This window comes from Clostridium moniliforme (assembly GCF_017873235.1).
GTDB classification, from domain to species: Bacteria; Bacillota; Clostridia; order Clostridiales; family Clostridiaceae; genus Clostridium; species Clostridium moniliforme.
Genome location: NZ_JAGGJZ010000004.1, coordinates 109733 through 131794 on the forward strand (window position 1 = coordinate 109733; position 22062 = coordinate 131794).

Annotated in this window: 25 protein-coding genes and 1 riboswitch; all 25 genes read left to right on the forward strand. The window is 26.9% G+C overall.

The genetic code is table 11. The features are described 5' to 3' along the window. The first annotated feature begins 70 nt into the window (after positions 1 to 70). The 25 genes from flgL (J2Z53_RS08040) to J2Z53_RS08160 all read left to right on the forward strand — a co-directional run bounded on the left by flgL (J2Z53_RS08040) (position 71) and on the right by J2Z53_RS08160 (position 22060). A complete protein-coding gene (gene flgL / locus J2Z53_RS08040) occupies positions 71 to 1234 on the forward strand; it encodes a flagellar hook-associated protein FlgL (RefSeq protein ID WP_209796969.1) in 1164 nt (387 codons plus the stop codon). Between the two features lie 84 nt (positions 1235 to 1318). Then, positions 1319 to 2461: a flagellar hook-associated protein FlgL gene (flgL, locus tag J2Z53_RS08045; RefSeq protein ID WP_209796970.1), complete on the forward strand. Its 1143-nt coding sequence runs from the start codon at positions 1319 to 1321 to the stop codon at positions 2459 to 2461. A gap of 258 nt (positions 2462 to 2719) precedes the next feature. Beyond that, positions 2720 to 2803: riboswitch (cyclic di-GMP riboswitch) on the forward strand. 213 nt (positions 2804 to 3016) lie between these two features. Next, positions 3017 to 3340, forward strand: coding sequence for a flagellar basal body protein (locus tag J2Z53_RS08050; RefSeq protein ID WP_209796971.1), 324 nt, complete (start codon positions 3017 to 3019; stop codon positions 3338 to 3340). Positions 3341 to 3345: 5 nt separating this feature from the next. After that, the gene (flgC, locus tag J2Z53_RS08055) at positions 3346 to 3750 is read left to right on the forward strand and encodes a flagellar basal body rod protein FlgC (RefSeq protein WP_209796972.1); all 405 of its coding nucleotides are present in this window, start codon (positions 3346 to 3348) and stop codon (positions 3748 to 3750) included. Between the two features lie 12 nt (positions 3751 to 3762). Continuing rightward, on the forward strand, positions 3763 to 4065 hold the full coding sequence (gene fliE, locus J2Z53_RS08060; protein ID WP_209796973.1) for a flagellar hook-basal body complex protein FliE: 303 nt from the start codon (positions 3763 to 3765) through the stop codon (positions 4063 to 4065). 25 nt (positions 4066 to 4090) lie between these two features. Beyond that, the gene (fliF, locus tag J2Z53_RS08065) at positions 4091 to 5620 is read left to right on the forward strand and encodes a flagellar basal-body MS-ring/collar protein FliF (RefSeq protein ID WP_209796975.1); all 1530 of its coding nucleotides are present in this window, start codon (positions 4091 to 4093) and stop codon (positions 5618 to 5620) included. A gap of 12 nt (positions 5621 to 5632) precedes the next feature. Continuing rightward, positions 5633 to 6685, forward strand: a complete 1053-nt coding sequence (gene fliG, locus J2Z53_RS08070; protein ID WP_327786706.1) for a flagellar motor switch protein FliG — start codon at positions 5633 to 5635, stop codon at positions 6683 to 6685. Continuing rightward, on the forward strand, positions 6678 to 7430 hold the full coding sequence (locus J2Z53_RS08075; RefSeq protein WP_209796978.1) for a FliH/SctL family protein: 753 nt from the start codon (positions 6678 to 6680) through the stop codon (positions 7428 to 7430). Before fliG ends, J2Z53_RS08075 begins: the two co-directional genes overlap by 8 nt. Positions 7431 to 7438: 8 nt before the next feature. Continuing rightward, a complete protein-coding gene (gene fliI, locus J2Z53_RS08080) occupies positions 7439 to 8746 on the forward strand; it encodes a flagellar protein export ATPase FliI (RefSeq protein ID WP_209796980.1) in 1308 nt (435 codons plus the stop codon). A 13-nt stretch (positions 8747 to 8759) separates the two neighbouring features. Then, positions 8760 to 9200 carry a flagellar export protein FliJ gene (gene fliJ / locus J2Z53_RS08085; RefSeq protein ID WP_209796982.1) on the forward strand — a complete coding sequence of 147 codons (441 nt, stop codon included), beginning with the start codon at positions 8760 to 8762 and terminating at the stop codon, positions 9198 to 9200. 10 nt (positions 9201 to 9210) lie between these two features. Then, positions 9211 to 10635 (forward strand): hypothetical protein, encoded by a 1425-nt coding sequence (locus J2Z53_RS08090; RefSeq protein WP_209796985.1) that lies wholly within the window; start codon positions 9211 to 9213, stop codon positions 10633 to 10635. A gap of 10 nt (positions 10636 to 10645) precedes the next feature. Beyond that, entirely contained in the window at positions 10646 to 11116 is a 471-nt protein-coding gene (locus J2Z53_RS08095; protein WP_209796986.1) for a flagellar hook assembly protein FlgD, read from the forward strand. Between the two features lie 26 nt (positions 11117 to 11142). Then, positions 11143 to 11988 (forward strand): flagellar hook-basal body complex protein, encoded by an 846-nt coding sequence (locus J2Z53_RS08100; protein WP_209796987.1) that lies wholly within the window; start codon positions 11143 to 11145, stop codon positions 11986 to 11988. Positions 11989 to 12004: 16 nt separating this feature from the next. After that, positions 12005 to 12820, forward strand: coding sequence for a motility protein A (locus J2Z53_RS08105; protein WP_209796988.1), 816 nt, complete (start codon positions 12005 to 12007; stop codon positions 12818 to 12820). Further along, positions 12810 to 13523, forward strand: coding sequence for an OmpA/MotB family protein (locus tag J2Z53_RS08110; RefSeq protein ID WP_209796989.1), 714 nt, complete (start codon positions 12810 to 12812; stop codon positions 13521 to 13523). Before J2Z53_RS08105 ends, J2Z53_RS08110 begins: the two co-directional genes overlap by 11 nt. A 32-nt stretch (positions 13524 to 13555) precedes the next feature. Further along, positions 13556 to 13945 (forward strand): flagellar biosynthetic protein FliO, encoded by a 390-nt coding sequence (locus J2Z53_RS08115; protein ID WP_209796990.1) that lies wholly within the window; start codon positions 13556 to 13558, stop codon positions 13943 to 13945. Next, a complete protein-coding gene (gene fliP / locus J2Z53_RS08120) occupies positions 13929 to 14597 on the forward strand; it encodes a flagellar type III secretion system pore protein FliP (protein WP_209796991.1) in 669 nt (222 codons plus the stop codon). Before J2Z53_RS08115 ends, fliP begins: the two co-directional genes overlap by 17 nt. Before the next feature lie 10 nt (positions 14598 to 14607). Beyond that, entirely contained in the window at positions 14608 to 14877 is a 270-nt protein-coding gene (fliQ, locus tag J2Z53_RS08125; RefSeq protein WP_209796992.1) for a flagellar biosynthesis protein FliQ, read from the forward strand. A gap of 1 nt (position 14878) precedes the next feature. Continuing rightward, positions 14879 to 15631, forward strand: coding sequence for a flagellar biosynthetic protein FliR (locus J2Z53_RS08130; protein WP_209796993.1), 753 nt, complete (start codon positions 14879 to 14881; stop codon positions 15629 to 15631). Between the two features lie 108 nt (positions 15632 to 15739). Beyond that, positions 15740 to 16810, forward strand: coding sequence for a flagellar biosynthesis protein FlhB (gene flhB, locus J2Z53_RS08135; RefSeq protein WP_327786707.1), 1071 nt, complete (start codon positions 15740 to 15742; stop codon positions 16808 to 16810). Between the two features lie 23 nt (positions 16811 to 16833). Further along, on the forward strand, positions 16834 to 18879 hold the full coding sequence (flhA, locus tag J2Z53_RS08140; RefSeq protein WP_407927656.1) for a flagellar biosynthesis protein FlhA: 2046 nt from the start codon (positions 16834 to 16836) through the stop codon (positions 18877 to 18879). A 17-nt stretch (positions 18880 to 18896) separates the two neighbouring features. Next, positions 18897 to 19604, forward strand: coding sequence for a sigma-70 family RNA polymerase sigma factor (locus J2Z53_RS08145; protein WP_209796995.1), 708 nt, complete (start codon positions 18897 to 18899; stop codon positions 19602 to 19604). Between the two features lie 10 nt (positions 19605 to 19614). After that, a complete protein-coding gene (locus tag J2Z53_RS08150; protein WP_209796996.1) occupies positions 19615 to 20388 on the forward strand; it encodes a flagellar hook-basal body complex protein in 774 nt (257 codons plus the stop codon). A gap of 10 nt (positions 20389 to 20398) precedes the next feature. After that, positions 20399 to 21160: a flagellar hook-basal body complex protein gene (locus J2Z53_RS08155; protein ID WP_209796997.1), complete on the forward strand. Its 762-nt coding sequence runs from the start codon at positions 20399 to 20401 to the stop codon at positions 21158 to 21160. A 15-nt stretch (positions 21161 to 21175) separates the two neighbouring features. Next, positions 21176 to 22060 carry a FliM/FliN family flagellar motor switch protein gene (locus J2Z53_RS08160; protein ID WP_209796998.1) on the forward strand — a complete coding sequence of 295 codons (885 nt, stop codon included), beginning with the start codon at positions 21176 to 21178 and terminating at the stop codon, positions 22058 to 22060. Positions 22061 to 22062: the final 2 nt, after the last annotated feature.

The following is a 22062-nucleotide window of genomic DNA, read 5'->3' on the forward strand; positions in this document are numbered from 1 at the left end:
AGGTAAATATTGCTTATAAAAAAGACAAGGATGTCGAAAAAATTTTTTAATACTAAGGAGAGTAAAAATTATGAGAATTAATACAAACATGAATGCTATGACAGCATTAAATGCAATGAGCAAAAATACAGCTTTAGCTGGAACAGCAATGGGAAAGATATCTTCAGGATTAAGAATTAATAAAGCTGGAGATGATGCAGCAGGACTAGCAATATCAGAAAAGATGAGAAGCCAAATTAGAGGATTAGACCAAGCATCAAGAAACACTCAAGATGGTGTATCAATGATTCAAACAGCAGAAGGTGCAACAGAAGAAATCGGAAACATCACTCAAAGAATGAGAGAACTTTCAGTACAAGCATCTAATGAAACAAACTCAGGATCAGATAGAGCGAAGATTGTTGAAGAGTTAACTCAATTACATAGTGAAATTGATAGAATAGCAGGTTCAACTCAGTTTAATGGTAAGAATTTATTAAATGGAGAAACAAAGATTGGTGAAAAAGAAACTTTTGTTCCTAAAGCAGATTATGTTATAAAAGGATTAGATTTAAGTGAAGCTACGAAGACAGCAGATGTAAAAATAACAATTGCAAATGGAAAATCTGCTAAACAAACTAATATTACTGTAGTAGCAAATGGAAAAACCTTTACTGGGACAGATTTTGATATGTCTGTACAAGGAACTTTTGATGCAAATAAAGAAGTAATATTAAAAGATACAAGTAACAATTCTATTAAAATTGAAGTAAGCAAGGCAAAAACATCAGCTGATAATGGTGAAATTATAGAGTCTAAAAAAACTGATATACTTGGAAAAGAAATTAATTTACAAGTTGGAGCTAACGAAGGACAACAATTAACAGTTAAAATTAATAATTTAGGAACAAAATCATTAGGAATAGAACAAAAAGATATAGATGCAATGAAAGCTGATGGATCAGCTGGAACTGATGCAGCACAAAAAATGATAACTACTTTAGATAAAGCTTTAGAAAAAGTAAACACTTCAAGAGCTAACTTTGGAGCAATACAAAACAGATTAGAAAGTGCACAATCAAACTTAAGCACTTCAAGTGAAAACTTAACAGCAGCTGAATCAAGAATAAGAGACGTTGATGTTGCAAAGGAAATGATGACATTATCAAAATTCAACTTATTAACACAAGCATCTCAAGCAATGGCAGCACAAGCTAAGAACCAACCAGAAGGCGTAATGCAACTTTTAAGATAATCAATATAGAAAAATAGTTATTTAAGTAAAATATAAAGTACGGACAAGGATGTCAAATTTTAAATACTAAGGAGAGTAAAAATTATGAGAATTAATACAAATATGAATGCTATGACAGCATTAAATGCAATGAGCAAAAATACAGCTTTAGCTGGAACAGCAATGGGAAAGATATCTTCAGGATTAAGAATTAATAAAGCTGGAGATGATGCAGCAGGACTAGCAATATCAGAAAAGATGAGAAGCCAAATTAGAGGATTAGACCAAGCATCAAGAAACACTCAAGATGGTGTATCAATGATTCAAACAGCAGAAGGTGCAACAGAAGAAATCGGAAACATCACTCAAAGAATGAGAGAACTTTCAGTACAAGCATCAAATGAAACAAATTCAGGATCAGATAGAGCTAAGATTGTTGAAGAGTTAACTCAATTACATAGTGAAATTGATAGAATAGCAGGATCAACTCAATTTAATGGTAAAAATTTATTAAATGGAGAAACATCAATAGGTAAGAAGAAAATATTTACAGAAGAAGCAGCTTATTCTGTAGTAGGATTAAATGTAGATGAAATGAGTGCTGGTGATATTGAAGTAACAGTTAATAGTGGATCTAAGGAATTAAGCATAAAGGTTGGTTCAGATACATATAAATATACAAGCAAAAATGCAAAAATTGCTGCAGGAACTATAATGGATTTTAAAGCTGGAGGAAAGGAATTTACAATAAAATCAACTTCTGAGATAGATACAGCTACAGTAGGTTCAAAAGTAAAGATAGGAAAAGTAGAAGAAAAAGATATTAATGGTAAAGAAATTAAATTACAAGTTGGAGCTAATGAAGGACAACAATTAACAGTTAAAATTAATAATTTAGGTACAAAATCATTAGGAATAGAACAAACTGATATAGATGCAATGAAAGTAGATGGAGAAGCTGGAACTAAAGCAGCACAAAAAATGATAACTACTTTAGATAAGGCTTTAGAAACAGTAAATACTTCAAGAGCTAACTTCGGAGCAATACAAAACAGATTAGAAAGTGCGCAATCAAACTTAAGCACTTCAAGTGAAAACTTAACAGCAGCTGAATCAAGAATAAGAGACGTTGATGTTGCAAAGGAAATGATGACATTATCAAAATTCAATTTATTAACACAAGCATCTCAAGCAATGGCAGCACAAGCTAAGAATCAACCAGAAGGTGTAATGCAACTTTTAAGATAATATTATAGAATTTAAAAAAGGATAAAGCAAATTTGCTTTATCCTTTTTATATATCAAATAATATGATGAGATTATAAGTAATAAGATATTATTTTTTTAATTAGTATAGCAAAATAAATTATAAAAAATTAAACCAAAAGTTACCAAAATGAACATAAAAATAATAATATGTTATATATATGAAGAGAGAGTGTATTAAATTTAAATAATATGTAGAAAAATGTAATTAAATAGTATATAATATAAAATATAGTATAATTTAATAATTAGCAAAATTAGGGAAACCTAATGACGCAAAGCTATAGGGGCTAAGATCAAATATTATGCCAGCCAGTTGCACTATAAAGTAAAATAAGAAAAATTATCTTATTTTTATTTTGTTGTATTTTTTTTGATTTTAGGCTGCTTACTTTGTAAGTGGTTTTTTTGTTGTTAAAAAGATTAAATTTATAGAAGTTTTAGTTATTAACGATAAACTAATATAAATATACTCAAATAACGATAAAAATATATCTTAATAATTAAAATTTTATAAGTATTAATAAGGAGGAAGGTATGGAGCTTTATGGATTAATAAAAACAAGCTTAGATGTTGCTAAGTTAAGAGGAGAGACAATAGCAAATAATATTGCAAATGTTAATACACCAGGATATAAAAGAAAATACGTTACATTTGAAGAAAGTTTATATGAAACAAATAAAAAAAATGCTATTGAAGTTAAAGAAGATAAATCAACAAGTATGAGAGCAGATGGAAATAATGTAGATTTAGAAAGTGAAAAGGTAGATCAAGCTGCAAATACTCTTATGTATAATAGTTTGATAAGCATTACAAACATTAAATTAGCTATGGCTAAAAGTGCAATAAGTGGAAGGTAATAAAAATGAGTATATTCAGTGGAATGAGAATAAGTGCTAGTGGATTAAGTGCTGAAAGATTAAGATTAGATGTAATATCATCAAATATTGCAAATTCAAGAACAACTAGAACTAAAAATGGTGGTGCATATGTAAGAAAGATAGCTGTTTTTTCTGAAAATTATGATAGAAAGTTAGGAATGTTAGGTGTTAAGGCAGTTAAATTAGAAAATGATAAATCACCACTTAAAAAAGTTTATAATCCAAATCATCCTGATGCTGATAAGGATGGATATGTAGAATATCCTAATGTTGATTTATTAGTTGAGATGTCTGATTTAATAACAGCATCTAGATCTTATGAATCTAATGTTGATTCTTTAAATGCACAAAAAAATATGATTTCTAAGGCTTTAGAAATTGGTAAGTAATAGGGGGATAAAATGAATATAGGAGCAGTAGGAGAGTTAAATTCATTAGTGAATAACTTTGATGCACAAAAAGTAGTAGAAACTAAAGAAAATAGTGGAAGTTTTTCTAAAGTGCTAGGAGATGCAATAAATAAAGTAAATGAGCTTCAAGTAAATGCAGATAATAAAGCTGAAGGCTTAATTAAAGGTGAAAATGTTAATATGCATGATGTTATGTTATCAATGCAAGAGGCGCAAATATCAATGCAACTACTTATAGAAACTAGAAACAAGGTTGTTGAAGCCTATCAAGAAATAAATAGAATGCAATTATAAAAGTCTTTAACAAAAGGAAGATAGTATGCAAAATAATTTAATAGATAAAATAAAAGGTTTTTCTAAAAATTTATTAGAAAAAGTTAAAAATTTAAAAGTTGGCACTAAGGTTGCCATAGGTATTGGAATAGTAACATTAATATTAGCAATAATTTTTACTATAAATTATAGTAGGAAAAATAAATATAAAGTATTATTTTCAGGATTAGATTCTGTAGATGCTGCAAATGTCACAAAGTCTTTAGAAGATAAAAAAGTTGATACAAAAATAGAGGGAGATTCAATTCTTGTACCTAAAGATCAAGTAGATAAGTTAAGAATAGAATTATCTCCAAAGATAAGTAATGGGTCAAAGGGATTTGAATTAATGGACAAAGGCTCAAATCTTTCTATGACAGATGAAGAATTCAAAATAGAAAAGACTAGGATGATACAAGGAGAACTGGAAAAAACTATAAAAACATTTCCTGGTGTAAATAATGCAAGAGTACATATAACCCAAGGAGAACAGTCAGTATTTAATGGAAAAGGTAAAGATGGAAAAGCTGCTGTTTATATTTCTTTAAAAGATGGTGGAACGTTAGATAAAAGCCAAATAAAATCCATAATAGCATTAGTTTCAGCTAGTGGAATTAATATTCCTAAAAAAAATGTAGAGGTAATAGATCAAAATATGGACTTATTATCAGAGGGAATATATGATGAGTCAGGAAAAATTGCTAATGTAGCTGGCTTAACAGGAACAAAAAATGCTGAAAAGCAATTAAGTGAGGAATTAAAAAAGAGAGTAAAATCAATGCTTGAACCTATTTTTGGAGAAGGTAAGGTTGAAGTTGGTATAAATGCTACTTTAAATTCTAAAACTGTAGAAAAAAATGAACTTAAATTAGATCCTAAAAAAGTTATTTCATCTTCTACAAAGAGTGAAAATTCAACTACTGATGAAGATACTAAAGGATCACCAGTAGATAACAATATGAATAATACTGCAAATGCAAAATCTCAAGATAATAAATCCAAAGAAGAGTCAATTAAGTATGAAATAGGAAAGAGTGAGACAAAAACATTTGCGCCTCCAGGGGATGTGAAACGTATAACCGCTTCCATTGCAATTGATGGAAATATTACTAATGATGTAATGAGAAATGTAGAAGATATGGTAGAGTCTGCAATTGGTATGGATACAAAAAGAGGAGATAGTATATCTGTTGTTGGAATGAACTTTGCTAAGGGAAAAGTAGATGATATTAATGATGGAAAAGAAAAAAAATTAAATATAACTCCTATGAAGATAGCAATAGCAGTAGTACTTACAATGCTTTTAGTTGGAGGATTTATAATATTTAAGAAAAAAGGTAAGAAAGCGGACATAGAAGATGAGGAAGATATGTCAAAGGAAACAGAATACTTTGCTAATTTATTAAAAACAAAAGAGAGAGAAAGTGAATTAGATAATGATGATTCTGAAGAAAATATTGAAGAAGAAGTTAAAAAGTTAGCCTCAAATAATCCAGATGAAGTAAGTGAATTAATAAAGAGATGGCTAAATGAGTAGAGGAGGTATTAAGTGTACAAGAACGAAGAAAAAAATCAAAAACCATATGATTTTAAAAGTTTAAGCTTAGAAAATATTAGTGGTCCTAAAAAAGCTGCTGTTTTACTTATGACATTAGGTGCTGATATATCCTCTAACATATTAAAAAAATTATCAGATAAGCAAATACAAAAGATAGGTGTAGAGATAGCTAATATAAATAATGTTACAGCTGAAGAAAGAAAAATGATATTAAAGGAATTTTTAAATGAAAGAAAAAGCAAAAATTTCTCTATAGAGGGTGGAATTGAGTATGCAAATTCTTTGTTAAGAGGTGCATTTGATGAAAATAAGGCTAATAAGCTTATGGAAGGTATAAAATATGATGCCTATAATAAAGTATTCACTACAGCAAGAAAATCTGATGCTAAAACAATAAAAGCATGCCTTATAGGAGAAAGCCCACAAACTATTGCAATAATACTTGCTTACATTCAACCAGAAAAGTCTGCTGAAATATTATCTGGATTAGATGAAAACTTGCAAAGGGAAGTTGCACTGAAGCTTGGAACAATTTCTAAAATATCACCTATTGTAATAAGAGCTGTGGACAATGTTTTAACTAAAAAGCTTAATTCTAAGAAAAATGGTAATGTGGATGAATCAACAGGTGTTGATAATCTTCTAAATATACTTCCTAAAGTTGATGGAAAAACAGAAAAGAATATTATTAATTACTTAGAAAATGAAAATAATACATTAGCTAATGAAATTAAAGCTCATATGTTTACTTTTGAAGATATAGTAAACCTTGATAAAATTTCAGTACAAAAGGTATTAAAGTATGTAAATGTAAAAGATTTATCAATAGCATTAAAAGATGCTAATGATAGGATAATAAATATTATATTAGAAAACCAATCTACTAGAGCAGCAGAGGAACTTAAGGAAGAAATTGAATTACTTGGAAAGGTTAAAGTATCACAGGTTGATGATGCTAAGAGAAAAATTGTAAATATAGTTAGAAAACTTGAAAAAGATGGTGTTATAAGTAGTAGAAAAGGGGAGGAAGAAACCCTTGTCTAGATTTACTGGTGTATTAAGAAGTGAAAATGTTGAAGTAAAAGGTAAGGTGATTTTAAAGGAATCTGAAGAAAATGGTTTTTTAAGTGCTGAACAAAAGATTCTTTTAGAAAAAGAAAATATAGAAAATAAAATCATAGAAGCAAAAAAACAATATGAAAATATAATTCTTGAAACAGAAAAGAAAAAAGACAACATAATTAAGGAAGCAAATGAAAAGGTTAAGGCTATTGAGAAAAAGGCATATGAAGAGGGCTACAATCAAGGATTAAAAAATGGCTATGAAGATGGTTATAAGGAAGCTTATGAAGAAAATATAGAAAAAGCTATTTCTGAAAGTGAAAAGATTAAGGAAGATGGATATAATACATTACTTAAAATAAATGAAAGTGTAGCTAAATATATTGAAGAAAAGAAACATGAAATATTAAGCATTTCTATTAAAATTGCAGAACAAGTTCTTAAAGAGAAATTTGAAGAAAGTGATTCTATGAATAAGATGCTTATAAAAATAATTGAAGAATATAGCCTTAAAAAAGACTTGATAATAAAAGTTAATCCTAATTACATAGAAAAATTACAAATAAGTATAGATAAAATGATTAATGAATCAAAATCAAATCAAAAAGTATTTGTTATTCCAGATAATAATATAGAAAAAGGAAATGCACAGATAGACATAGGAAATGGAAAGTTAACTGTAGGACTAGATGTTGTATTAGATAAAGTAAGAAGTGAACTGCTATAGGAGGGTATATGATATCTTTAGACTTTCATAAAGAACTAAGAAAAATTTCAAATATAACTCCATTTATATCAGAAGGGAAGGTAGAAAAAGTAATAGGTCTTACTATTGAAGTATCAGGATTAAAGGCATCTGTTGGTGAACTTTGTACTATCTACAATGTAAGTAATACTCCAATAAACTGTGAAGTTGTTGGATTTAAGGAATCTCAAATAATACTTATGCCTTTAGGAGAGTTAGTTGGAATTGGTCCAGGATGCAAAGTAATAGCAAGTGGGAAGCCTTGTAGTGTTAGGTGTAGTGATAAACTTTTAGGAAAAGTAATTGACCCTTTAGGCAATCCAATAGATGGCAGCAAAATATTAGGGGGAGAACTATGTAGTTTATTTAAGGCTCCACCTGATCCTATGAAAAGAAAGAGAATTAAAAATGTTATGCCAACAGGTATAAAAGCTATTGATGGATTTATTACATGTGGTGAAGGGCAAAGAATTGGTATTTTTGCAGGAAGTGGTGTTGGTAAAAGTACAACTCTTGGAATGATAGCAAGGTCTGCCGAGGCTGAAGTTAATGTTATTGCATTAATAGGAGAAAGAGGTAGAGAAGTTCTGGATTTCATAGAGAGAGATTTAGGGGAAGAAGGAATGAAAAAATCAGTTGTAGTTTGTGCAACATCAGATAAGCCACCTTTAGTTAGATTAAAGGGAGCATTAACTGCAACATCTATTGCAGAATATTTTAGAGATCAAGGTAAAAAAGTAATACTTATGATGGATTCTGTTACAAGGTTTGCAATGGCACAAAGAGAAATTGGATTAGCTATAGGAGAGCCACCAGCACAAAAAGGATATACTCCATCTGTTTTTGCTGAACTGCCAAGATTAATGGAGAGAAGTGGATTATCAGATAAAGGTTCAATAACAGCATTTTATACTGTTTTAGTTGATGGGGATGATTTTAATGAACCTATTGCAGATGCTGTAAGAGGAATATTAGATGGGCATATAGTTTTATCAAGAGATTTAGCTCACAAAAATCATTATCCAGCAATAGATATATCAAATAGTGTAAGTCGTCTTATGAATGATATATGTGATGCTGAACATAAAGCTTTTGCATCTTATGCTAGAGATTTAATAGCTACGTATAAAGAGGCTGAAGATTTAATTAATATAGGAGCCTATGAAAATGGATCAAATCCTAAAATTGATAAATCTATAGAATTTATAGATGACATTAATAACTATTTAAAACAGGGAGTAAATGAAAGTAATACTTTTGATGAAAATATAAGTAATTTAAAAAATATATTTAGATAAGAGGTAATTAGCATTGAACAACTTTAGGTTTAAACTTCAAAAGGTATTGGATATAAAAATTAAAAATGAAGATGAAAGTAAAATTAAATATTCAAAAGTGCAAAATGAAAAAAGGTTTATAGAAAGAAAACTAGAAAATCTTAAAGCTAATTATGAAAAGTATTCAGATAATATAAAGTGTGAGGATACAATTTCAAGAAAAATAGCTTCTAATTATTTATATTCTTTATCAAGGTCAATTGAAGAAACTAATGAAGATTTAAAGGATAAAAATAATTTATTAAAGGAAGTTAAATTAGAACTTTTAAATAGACAAATAGAAAGAAAGTCATTAGAGAAGCTTAAGGAAAATAAGCATAAAGCCTTTGTAAAAGAAGAGGAACATAAGGAACAAATAGCAAATGATGAGTTTGGAATGTATGCATTTTTAAGAAATAGAGCTCAAATTGTTTAGGAGTTAGATTATGAAAATAGACATATTACAAATGAAAGTTAATTATAAAAGTAATGAAATTGAAAAAGATTCGAAAAGTAAAGATGAATTTATATCTATTTTAGATGAAAAAGCTTTAGATAATATAAATATTCTTAATAAGGGTAAACCTGATGAAGATGAAAACATAGATGACAAATTAAATGAAATCCTATCTTTATTATTAAATAAACTTAACATAATTAATGGAACTATTTCACAGGAAGAAGAAAGTAAAAGCATTACTGAAGCTGTTAAAGAAGATTCTAAAAAAGTTATAGATGCCATAAACACAATAAAGAGTTGTTTAAATAATATAAAAGCTAATAAAAGTAATGATTTAAAAAGCATATTTAATGTTAAAAATATTAGTACATATAAACTAGATAAAATAGAAAAGATATTTGAACTAATAGAAAATAGTGATATTAAAAAAATTAGTGAATTAATAAATATAGGTAATAAAAGTATAGAAGATTTTAAAGAAATCTCTAAAAATAAACAAGGCGATATTAGCTTAAATAATTTAAAAGATTATATTTTAAATATTTTTAATGAAGCAAAGGCTAATACTAAATTATTAAATTATAATAAGGATTTAATGGTTAGTAGAAATATAGTTAAAGTTTCCAAAGATGATATGGATATATTAAATTATATAGCATTAGATAAAAATAAATTTAGTAAATATAACAATTTGAATTTAAATACAGAGGAAACTACTAAAGGAAATAATTTAACACCATTAAATCAAAATGGTCATTTAGAAGAAGATAGGGAAATTATAAATAATAAAACCTTTAATAATGTTAATGTAACAAATAATGATTTAAATAACTTGGATTATAAAAAGGAAGATTTGAAAAGCAAAATAGATAATGTTTTAGAAATAAAACCTAATAATAATCTAGATAAAAATGTGGTAAATTCCAATATAACGAGCATAGAAAACAACAATTTAAATAACATATCAAATGATAATAGAACTATTGTTGTTAGGAGAGAATTTATTAAAAATGATGTTGTTAAGGGAATAAATTATCTTAAAAATCATAAGTTAGAAAAAATAAATGTAATTATGAATCCTAAAGAATTAGGAACTATGAAAATAAGTGTTATAAAGACTTTAGATAAAAGTAATTACCTTATTAATGTAACTAATAAAGATACTTTACTTATGATTAAGGATAATTTAAATGAAATAAAAAATCATCTTATTAATATGAAGTTAGATAGTAGAGATGTGAGTGTTGAAGTTAAATTAGGTAACTTTGAAAATAGTTTTAATGAAGATAATAATAGACAATCTAATGAAAATAATAGAGAAGAAAAAAGAGAAAAGACTTTTATTAAAGAAAATGATAGTGAATTAGAGAATACTTTTGTAGAAGATACAAATATCAATTTATTAATATAGGAGAATAAGTATGAAAATAACTAGTGTAAAAGATATAGGTAATAATAGAACTGAAAATGGAACAAAAATAGTTGAAAAAGGAAAAGAAATTAATAAAGAAATATTTCTTAAAATGCTAGTAGGTCAAATGACTAATCAAGATCCATTAAACACTCAAGATCCATCACAATATATTACTCAGTTATCACAATTTTCTTCCTTAGAACAAATGATGAGTTTAAATGATTCTATAAAAAATTTAATAAATATGAATAATGGAATTTTAATTAATAGTTCACTTCAAACAGCATCATCATTAATTGGGAAAAATGTAGAGGTAAATTCTTCAACAGAAAATGGAAGTATTAAAAAATTTGTTGGGGATATAAAAAGTGTGTCTGTGGAAAATAATACAGTATTTTTAGAAGTTTCCTTAGATAATACTAAAGAAATAAAAAAGTTTAAGTATTCTGAATTAGTAAAAGTAAATTCAAGTAAATAACATAAGATTATAGGGAGGATATACAAATGTTAAAATCAATGTATTCTGGAATAAGTGGTATGAAAGCTAATCAAACTAAGATGGATGTAGTAGGAAATAATGTTGCAAATTCAGGGACTACTGCTTTTAAAAAATCTGGAGTTAGGTTTAGTGATGCATTAAATCAAACAATAATATATTCAAGTGCACCAGGAAACAATGTAGGTGGAGTTAATCCTGGACAAGTTGGTATTGGAGTTAAAGTAGCAAGTGTAGAAAAATATATGACTCAAGGTGCTATTCAAACTACAGGAAGACCTACAGATTTAGCAATAGATGGAGATGGATTTTTTGTAATTCAAATGGATAAGAAAAAAGATGTAATTGTTGAAGGATATACTAGAGATGGTTCTTTTTCTTTAGATGCTAACGGAAATTTAGTAACATCTAAAGGATATAAAGTATTAAATACAAAGAATGAACCTATTACAATTCCAAAGGAATATGGGACAACACCTGATGGTGTAAAAAAGAAAGTTGTTTCTTTTAATATTTCAACAGAAGGTAATTTAACATATCTTTTAGAAGATGGAACTAAAGTAGAAAATCTTCAAACACTTAAACTTGCAGTATTTCAAAATGATGCTGGATTAGAAGCTAAAAATGGAAATATTTATTCAGAAACTGCAAACTCAGGAAAGCCTATGTATAACACTGGAGAAAAGTCAGCAAAAATTGGACTTATAAATCAAGGAGCTATAGAGATGGCTAATATTGATTTATCAGAAGAGTTTACAGATATGATAGTTGCAACAAGAGCTTTTCAAGCATCAGGTAAAGTAATAACAACTAGTGATGAATTATTACAAGAAATATTAAATCTTAAAAGATAAATAAGAGGTTAAAGATATGAAAAAACAAGATATATTAACACCTATTGGGATATTACTAGGAATAGGGTTTATGATTTTTGCTATATCTCAAGGATCTGTTGGGATAAATGCATTTTATGATTTTATATCAATAGTTATAACTGTAGGAGGTTCTTTTGCAGCAGTATTAATTACATTTCCATTAGATGATATTAAGTTATTTCTTAGCATGAATTCAAGGTTATTTAAAAATCCTTCTATGTCAAAGATTAAAACAATTGATATGTTTAAAGACTTATCTATAAAGGCAAGAAGAGATGGATTACTTAGTTTAGAAAATGAGATTGAAGGAATTAAGGATGACTTTCTAAAATGTGGTTTAGAATTAGTTATTGATGGAATTGATGACAAATTAATAGAAGAAGTAATGAACAATAAAATAATGGAACTTGAAAATAGATATAATAAAGGAGCTAAAATATTTAAGACATGGGGATCATATGCTCCTGCATTTGGTATGTTAGGTACTCTTATTGGGCTTATTCAGATGCTTGCAAAACTTGATAATCCAGATGTTATAGCAAGTGGAATGGCAAAAGCACTTATTACAACTTTCTATGGTGCTTTATTAGCTAATTTAATATTAAATCCTTTAGGCTTTAACCTACAAAATAAAGCTGAAAAAGAAGCTGAAAATAAAGAAATGATTTTAGTAGGTATTTTATGTATTAAAAATTCTGAAACAACAAGAGTTTTAGAAGAAAAATTAATGAGTTTTTTAACAGAAAAAGAAAAGAAAAAATATATGAATGAAAAAAATAGAAATAAGAAGGTAGAGATGAATGCTGCGTAAAAAAAGAAAGACAGATGATGTTAATTCAAATGGTTGGATGGATACATATGCTGATACAATAACTTTGCTTTTAACATTTTTTATATTATTATATTCCTTTTCCACAACTGATAACAAGAAACTTAGACTTATTGCGGCTGCTTTTGAAAACACAATGTTAGGAAAATCAACTAATCAGGCAACTGGTGGAGGAAATGCTGAAGCAGCAATTAAAACAGAATATGAAAATCTTGTAGATAAAGTAAATGAAATAATAAAGAAAAATGATTTAGAGAAAGTTATTAAAGTTAGAGAAGAAGATTCTGGAGTAGTTCTTCAACTTAGTGATAGCATTTTATTTGATTCAGGAAGAGCAGAACTTAAAAAAGATAGTACTAAAATATTAGATGTAATAAGTAACATAATTCCTAAAATAACTAATGAAATTAGTGTACAAGGTCATACTGATAATGTTCCAATACATAATAGTAAATATGATTCAAACTGGGAGCTATCCACAGCTAGAGCAGTAACTGTTCTTCAATATTTTATTGAAGTGAAAAAAATTAGTCCTAAGAGATTTTCTGCAAATGGCTATGGAGAATATAGGCCATTAGTAGCAAATAGTAATGCTAAAAATAGAGCAGTCAATAGAAGAGTTGATATTGTAATTATGCAACAAAGAAATGTTAAAAAAGTAAGTGCTAATGAATTACAGAAATAAGAGAAGTTAAAAAAGGAGGAATTTAAGAAAATATGGATAAAACAATCATGCAGTATTTAATAAATTGTATTGTATTTATACCAATTGGATTATTATTATTAGTTATTTCTATAAGACTTAGCAAAAAAAACATAAATAAAATAAATTCAGGTATATATGTTCAAGTTATTGAAAAATTTAATTTAAATAAAGATTTAAGTCTCTATTTTATAAAGACAGGTTCCACTGGATGCGTGTTAATAGCCTCAGCACATAATACAGAAAAGATAAAAGAATTAAATGAAGATGAAATGAATGAAGTAATGAGTAAAAAAGCCCAAAAACAAAATTCTATAAATTTATCTAAAATAAACTTTAAAGATATTTTAGATAAAGAGATTATAAAAAGTATTAAGGAAAAATATAATGGATATATTAAATAAAATTATTACAAGTAATGCTCATATGGCACCAATACTTAAAGTGTTTTTTTTAATGACAGCGCTTATGTTCATAACAGCAATAATTTTTATGATGACAAGTTTTGTGAGAGTAATAATTACATTTTCATTTATTAAATCAGCATTAGGTGCTCAGCAAATAATCCCCAATCAAATACTTATTGGACTTGCATTGTGTATAACTATGTTCATAATGACCCCAGTATTTAATGATGTTGTGGATAATTCGGTACAACCATACATAAAAAAAGAAATTAATTTAACAAAGGCAGTGAAAGAGGCAAAAAAACCAATAGTAGGATTTTTATTAAAACAAACAAGAGATAAAGATTTAGAGTTATTTATAAATAATTCACCAAAAAAAATAGTTGTAAAAAATAAAGAAGATTTACCGTTAACAATAATAGTACCCGCATTTGCTATAAGTGAATTAAAAACGGCATTTCAAATAGGATTTATTATTTATATACCATTTTTAGTTATAGATTTAATAGTATCAAGTGTTCTTATGTCTATGGGAATGTTTATGCTTCCACCGGCAATGGTATCCCTTCCATTTAAATTATTATTATTTGTAATGGTTGACGGATGGGGGTTACTGGTGAAATCTTTAATACAAAGTTTTACAGGATAGGAGAAAGGCTATGAGTGAAATGGCAATAATGACAATAGTAAAAAAAGCATTATCAACAGGTATTATGGTAGCAGGTCCTGTTTTGGGAATAGCATTGATTGTAGGATTGATAATAAGTATATTTCAAGCAACAACGCAAATTCAAGAGCAAACTTTAACTTTTGTACCTAAACTTATTGCTATTATATTAGTTTTGATTATAGGTGGTCCATGGATGTTTAATAAACTTATAATGTTAACAAATGAGCTATTTAATATTATAGCTACTATAAATAAGTAATATGTTTATTTATATTTTTATTAGAATAACTGCTTTTTTTATTGCTATTAATATTATATTCCCAAGTGGAACACCAAAGAGTTTTAAGATTTATTTTTCAATATTTTTATCTATAATAATTGGACTTAATGTAGATTCAAATATTGATGTTAAAAATATATTTCAATTAATAAATATAGGATTTTTAGAAACAATTAATGGATTAGTTTTAGGATACATAGTTAATATATGTTTTTATAGTTTAAGGTTAGCAGGAAAACTTATAGATAATCAATTGGGGTTATCTATGGCAAGTATATATGATCCAAATGTTCATAGCAATTCTACAATTATAGAAAATATAATGTATTTTTTAGGATTAGTATTGTTTTTTAGTTTAAACATACATCATATTTTAATAGTATCTATTCAAAAAAGTTTTGAAATAATACCAATTGGTAAATGTATATTAAAAAATAATTTAAGTTATATTTTAAAGATATTTTTAAGCTATTTTAGTTTGGGAATTAAGCTTGCAATACCAATAATAGTTGTTCTTATAATAACAGATTTAATAACTGGAATAATATCAAGAAGTATTTCAGGATTAAATGTAATGATAATAGGAATGCCTTTAAAGATGCTAGTTGGATTAGTATTCTTTTTAAGCATGCTACCATTTATAATAAGTGGAATGCATGAGATGTTTAAAGGGTTAATAGATGTTTTAGATGGAACATTTGGATTTAATATAACTAGTATAATTTTGTTTTAAAAAAGCCTGTGTTTTAGGTTAAAGCCTTATTGAGATTAGATTATAGTTTTAGCTAAAACAAACATTAGTTTAAAAGTTAGTATAAAATTTAAAAATAAAGATTTGGAGGTGAATAATATATCTGAAAAAACCGAAAAAGCCACCCCTAAAAAAAAGAAGGATGAGCGGAAAAAAGGTAATGTTGCAAAAAGTAAGGAAGCTATAAATGCATTAACACTAATAGGTTCTGTAATGTCTATATTTTATATGTCTAATTTTGCAATAGGGGAATTAAAAACATTAATAGCATCATTTTTAAGACTTGATTTTAATACAGATTTTAATAAAGAAATAGTCAAAACATTACTTAATAATGGTATAGTTATTTTTCTTAAAATATTTTTACCAATTGGACTTATTATATTGTGTATCGGAGTTATAGCAAATGTAATGCAAACAGGATTATTATTCACAAAAGAAGCAATAAAACCTAAATTTTCAAAAATAAATCCAATTAACGGATTTAAAAATATGTTCTCGCAAAAAGCTTTTGTTAGCTTATTAAAAAATACACTTTTATTAATAATACTAAGTTATATAGGATATTCTTTTGTTAAAAATAATTATGGAGAAATATTAAGAACAGGAGATATTTATTTTCCAAACCTTATATATGTAATATTTCTAATAGTAAAAAAATTATTTTACATAGCTATATTAATAGCAGTTGTAATTGGAGTTTTAGATTTTGCATACCAATTTTATGATCATAATAAAAAGATGAAAATGAGTAAGCAAGAAATAAAAGATGAATTTAAACAAGCAGAAGGTGACCCACAAGTAAAGGGTCAAATAAAACAAAAGCAAAGGGAAATGGCAAATGCAAGAATGATACAAAGCACAAAAGATGCAACAGTTGTAGTAACAAATCCAACTCATTTATCTATTGCACTTAGATATGATAGGGAGATTGATTCTGCACCAGTAGTACTTGCAAAGGGTGCTGATGTTCTTGCTATGAATATAAGAAAAATAGCTAAAGAAAATGATATACCAATAATAGAAAATAAACCTCTTGCTAGATTTATATATAAAGAAGTAGAGGTTAATGAAGAAGTACCAGAAGAAATGTACTCAGCAGTTGCTGAAGTTTTAGTAGCTGTATACAAGATAAAGAATAGATACAAGAAAAATAGGTAGAGGAACTAAAAAATATGGTAAATATGAGTAAAAAAAATAGATTTGAAATAGCTGTTGGATTTGGAGTTATTGGAATAATTTTAATGATTATAATACCACTACCTCCATTTATATTAGACATGTTATTAGTATTAAATATTAGTTTATCAGTGTTGATTTTATTAATGACACTTTTTTCAACTAATATACTTCAACTATCAATATTTCCAACTATATTATTAATAACAACTCTTTTTAGGCTAGGATTAAATATTTCCTCAACGAGGCTTATTTTAGGAGAAGGTTATGCAGGAAATGTAATTGAATCTTTTGGTAGTTTTGTTGTTAGAGGAAATTATGTTGTTGGAATAATTATTTTCTTAATTATTATAATAATTCAATTTGTAGTTATAACTAATGGTTCAGGTAGAGTTTCAGAAGTATCAGCAAGATTTACATTAGATGCTATGCCAGGGAAACAAATGAGTATTGATGCAGATTTAAATGCAGGTATGATTGATGAAGCTACTGCAAAAAGAAGAAGAAGAGAACTTCAACAAGAGGCAGATTTTTATGGTTCTATGGATGGTGCATCTAAGTTTGTTAAAGGTGATGCCATTGCAGGGATAATTATTACAATAATTAATATTATTGGAGGAATAATTATTGGCGTTGTAATGCTTAATATGGATTTTGTACAAGCAACTCAAACCTATGTAAGACTAACTATAGGGGATGGTCTTGTTAGTCAAATACCAGCATTATTAATATCTACATCAGCAGGTATACTTGTTACTAGAGCTGATAGTGATGAAAGTTTTGCAAGTTTAGCTGGTCAGCAGCTTACATCTATACCAAAAGCAATGATGATGACTGGAATAGTTTTATTTATTTTAGGACTTATGCCGGGGCTGCCAACATTAACGTTTTTTACTTTAGGTGTTGGACTTCTTTTAATTGGATTTGTTTTAAGAAATAATGAAAATAAAGCTAAGGAAGAAGAAAATAAATTAGAAGAAGGAACTGAAGAGCAGGTTGCAGCAAATGATGTTGAGGATGTTACTGAACTTATTAATGTAGAAGTTTTAGAAGTTGAAATAGGATATGGTCTTATTCCTCTTGCAGATGAAAGTAATGGAGGAGATTTACTGCAAAGAATATCCTCAATAAGAAGACAATGTGCAATTGATATGGGAATAATATTACAACCTATTAGGATAAGGGACAATCTTCAATTAGAACCAAATGAGTATTGTATAAAAATAAGAGGTAATAAAGTAGCAACTTATGCATTAATGCCAACAATGATTTTATGTATGGATCCTATGGGGTTAGGATTAGATATAGAAGGAATAAAAGCTGTGGAACCAAGTTTTGGATTAGAGGCTAAATGGATAAGTAGTGATAAGGTTGAAGAAGCAGAACTTAGAGGATATACAATAGTAGATCCATCAACTATATTAGTTACGCATTTATTAGAAATTATAAAAGATAAAGCTTATGAACTTATAGGAAGAGAAGAAGTAAAAGCTATAATGGATGCAACTAAAGAAAAGTATAGTGTAGTTGTAGATGAATTAATACCAGATTTAATGACATTAGGAGAAGTACAAAAGGTATTTCAAAATTTACTTAGAGAAAAAGTTTCAATTAAAGATAGAGTAACTATTTTAGAAACTTTAGCAGATAATGCAGTAAACACTAAAGATATTGAACTTTTAACAGAGTATGTAAGAATGGCATTAAATAAAAGTATTTGTAATGGACTTGTAGATGAAAATAATTATATAACAGTAGCTACATTATCTAGTGATGTTGAAAACTTAATATCAAACAATCTTCAAAAGTCTATGAATGGAACTTATCCAGCAGTAGACCCTGAAAGCACAAATAAAATATTTACAAGTATTAAAGAAATTATAGAAAGTGTAGATTTTTATAATAATATACCAGTAATTTTAGTATCTCCTAAAATAAGAGCTCCCTTTAGAAAACTTGTGGAAATGGTATTTCCTAATGTATCAATATTATCACTTAATGAAATTCCAAATGATATTCAAATAAGGGCAAGTGCAGTAGTAAATATTTAACTAGGAGGTAACTTAAAATGGATAAGGAAAAATACATATTAGAAAATATTAACCTTGTTAGATATATTGCAGCTAAATATAAAAATAATAGTATTGGAATAGAGTATGAAGATTTGGTAAGTTATGGAACTATTGGTCTTTTGGAGGCATTTAATACTTTTGATGATACTAAGGGCTGTAAATTTTCAAGTTATGCTAGTTTAAAAATAAGAGCTTCAATAATAGATGAAATAAGAAGACAATCACCTATATCAAGAAATGATGTTACTAAAATAAATAATTATAATGATGCAGTTTTTAATTTGCAAAATAAATTATTTAGAGAGCCAACTGATATTGAAGTTTCTAAGTATTTAAATATAAATTTAGATGAAATAAAGAAAATTGAAAATAGTATTTATAAAATGAGTATTACCTCTTTAGACAGTATTATTTTTGAAGGAGATACTAATATTAATTTAATTGATACTATAAAAGATGATGAAAAGAAAACTCCATCAAGCATTATTGAAGATGAAGAAAAAATAGAAATTTTAGCAAAGGCTATAGATAGTTTAAAGGAACGATATAAATTAATTTTATCTTTATACTATTATGAAGAACTTACCTTAAAAGAAATAGGAAGAATATTAGAAATATCAGAATCTAGAGTATCTCAATTACATAGTAAGGCAATTGTTAATTTAAGAAATATAATAAAGAAAATGAATTATAACATAAATTAGGAGGACTAATATGCTAAGAGGAATGTATTCATCAATATCTGCTATGCTTAACTTGCAAGCAAAGCAAGAAGTATTAAGTAATAATATAGCAAATATAAAAACAACAGGGTATAAAAGTGAGCGTGTTATATCAAAAGCTTTTGATGATATGGTATTAAGCAATAAAGATAGATATGTAAATGGAAAAGGTAGAAGACAAAATTTAGGAACTTTAAATCCTGGAGTTAGAGTTGATAATATAAATACTGATTACTCTCAAGGATTAATTGTTGAAACAAATAATGATACAGATTTTTCAATAGAGGGAAAAGGTTTTTTTACTATAAGAGATGAAAAGGGAAATACAAAATATTCTAGAGATGGTGGCTTTAGAATAGATAGGGATGGATATTTAGTTAATAGTTCAGGATATCAAGTTATTGGAATAAATCAAAATAATAATAATGTAGAACCAATAAGGGTTGGAAACGCTAAAATAACAATGGATAAAAATAATAATATTTTATTAGATTCAAAGATAAGTTATAAGTTTAATATAGTAGATTTTAAAGATTATAAAACTTTAAGAAAAGCTGGACAAAACTTAATAGAAGGTGAAAATCCAATTAAAGGCACTAATTATAAAATACAAAATTGTCATAAAGAAAGATCAAATGTTGATATTATTGATGCTACAACATCATTAATGAGCAATTTAAGAGCTTTTGAAGCAAATCAAAAAGTAGTTCAAATAATGGATTCTACCTTAAGTAAAATAGCTAATGAAATAGGAAATGTTAGGTAGGTGAATTTATATGTTTGATATAATTAATATTGCTAGAAATGGTATGGGAGCTACTCAAGATAATATAGATATAATATCCAATAATATTGTAAATGTTAATACTGTAGGTTATAAAAGGTTAGATACTAAATTTGAAGATTTAATTAGAAAAAGTATGAAAGGAGATTCCTTTCCTATAAATGATAAAAAGACAAACATAGGAACAGGCTCTAGGGCAACTGAAGGAGTTAGATGTTTTAATCAAGGTAGTTTAATTAAAACTGATAAAAATAGCAATTTAGCTATAGACGGAAAAGGTTTATTTAGGGTAATTAAAAATGATAATACATATGCTTATACTAGAAATGGACAATTTAATGTAGATTCTAGTGGGAAATTAGTAGATAGCAATGGAAACATATTAGATATGCAGTTTATCGGAAATAATAATTATTCTAATATAGGGCTTAAAGATAATAATTTTATTATTAATGAATTAGGAGAAGTATTTGTTAATGATAAAAAGGTTGCAAATATTAATACATATAAATCTGATGGAAATATGGATTTTTTATCAATTGGTGATAATTTATATTATCCTAAAAAAGGAACAAAAATAAGCATAGAGAAAAATCGTAATATTATGCAGGGATATACTGAAATGTCAAATGTTAATTTAGTAGAGGAAATGACTGATTTAATGACAACTCAAAGAGCATTTCAATTAACTAGTAAAAGTTTTAAGGTAGCAGATGACATGTGGTCTATGATAAATAACTTACAATCAAGATAAGAAAGAGGATAAAATATGAATGATGTACGATTATATGATTTTAAGAAAAGTGAAAAGTTTTCTATAGAAAATATAAGACATCTAGTAATGATGAGCGAAGAATTTTGCAAAACTTCAAACTTACAAATAAGCTATGAAACAAAAAAAGAAGGATTTAAGTTTCAGTTAGAAACAAGTAATCAAGTTAGTTATGATGATTTTTTAGAAATGACAAAAAAGGATGATATTATAATTGAATATAATATTGATTCTAATGTTCAAAATTTAACTTTATTTATAGATAAAAGTGTTGTACTTAGTTTAGTAGATTTGCTTCTAGGTGGAAGTGGTATAGTTAATAATACTGATAGAGAACCTACAAGTATAGATTTAGAACTTATAAGATATTTATTACAAGGTTTATTACAAAGAATATATTTACCATATGAATATAATAATGTAGAAATAACAAATATATATACAACTCCAGCTCAATATCAAAGACTTACAGGTAAAGATATTGTATTTGAATCAATAATTGGAGCGATAGTTAATAATAAAAATATTGGTAAAATGAAATTTTGTACACCTTATAAAAGTATGGAATCTGTTATAAATACTTTAGTAAATATAAATGTTACTTCAGAAGAAGAAGAAAATTTAAATGATATTTTTTCTAATGAAATTTTTGAATATGTAAAAAATGTTAATATGGATATACAGGCTAAACTTGGAACTATAAATATAAATATAAGTGATTTATTAAAGCTTCAAGAAGGGGATGTGGTTCTTTTAAATCAACAAATTAATGATGATATTATAGTCAGTATAGGTGGAGCAGATACATATAAAGCAAAGTCTGGAATAGTGGGATCTAAAAAAGGTGTTCAAATAACTGATATTATTAGTAGGGAGAGATAAAA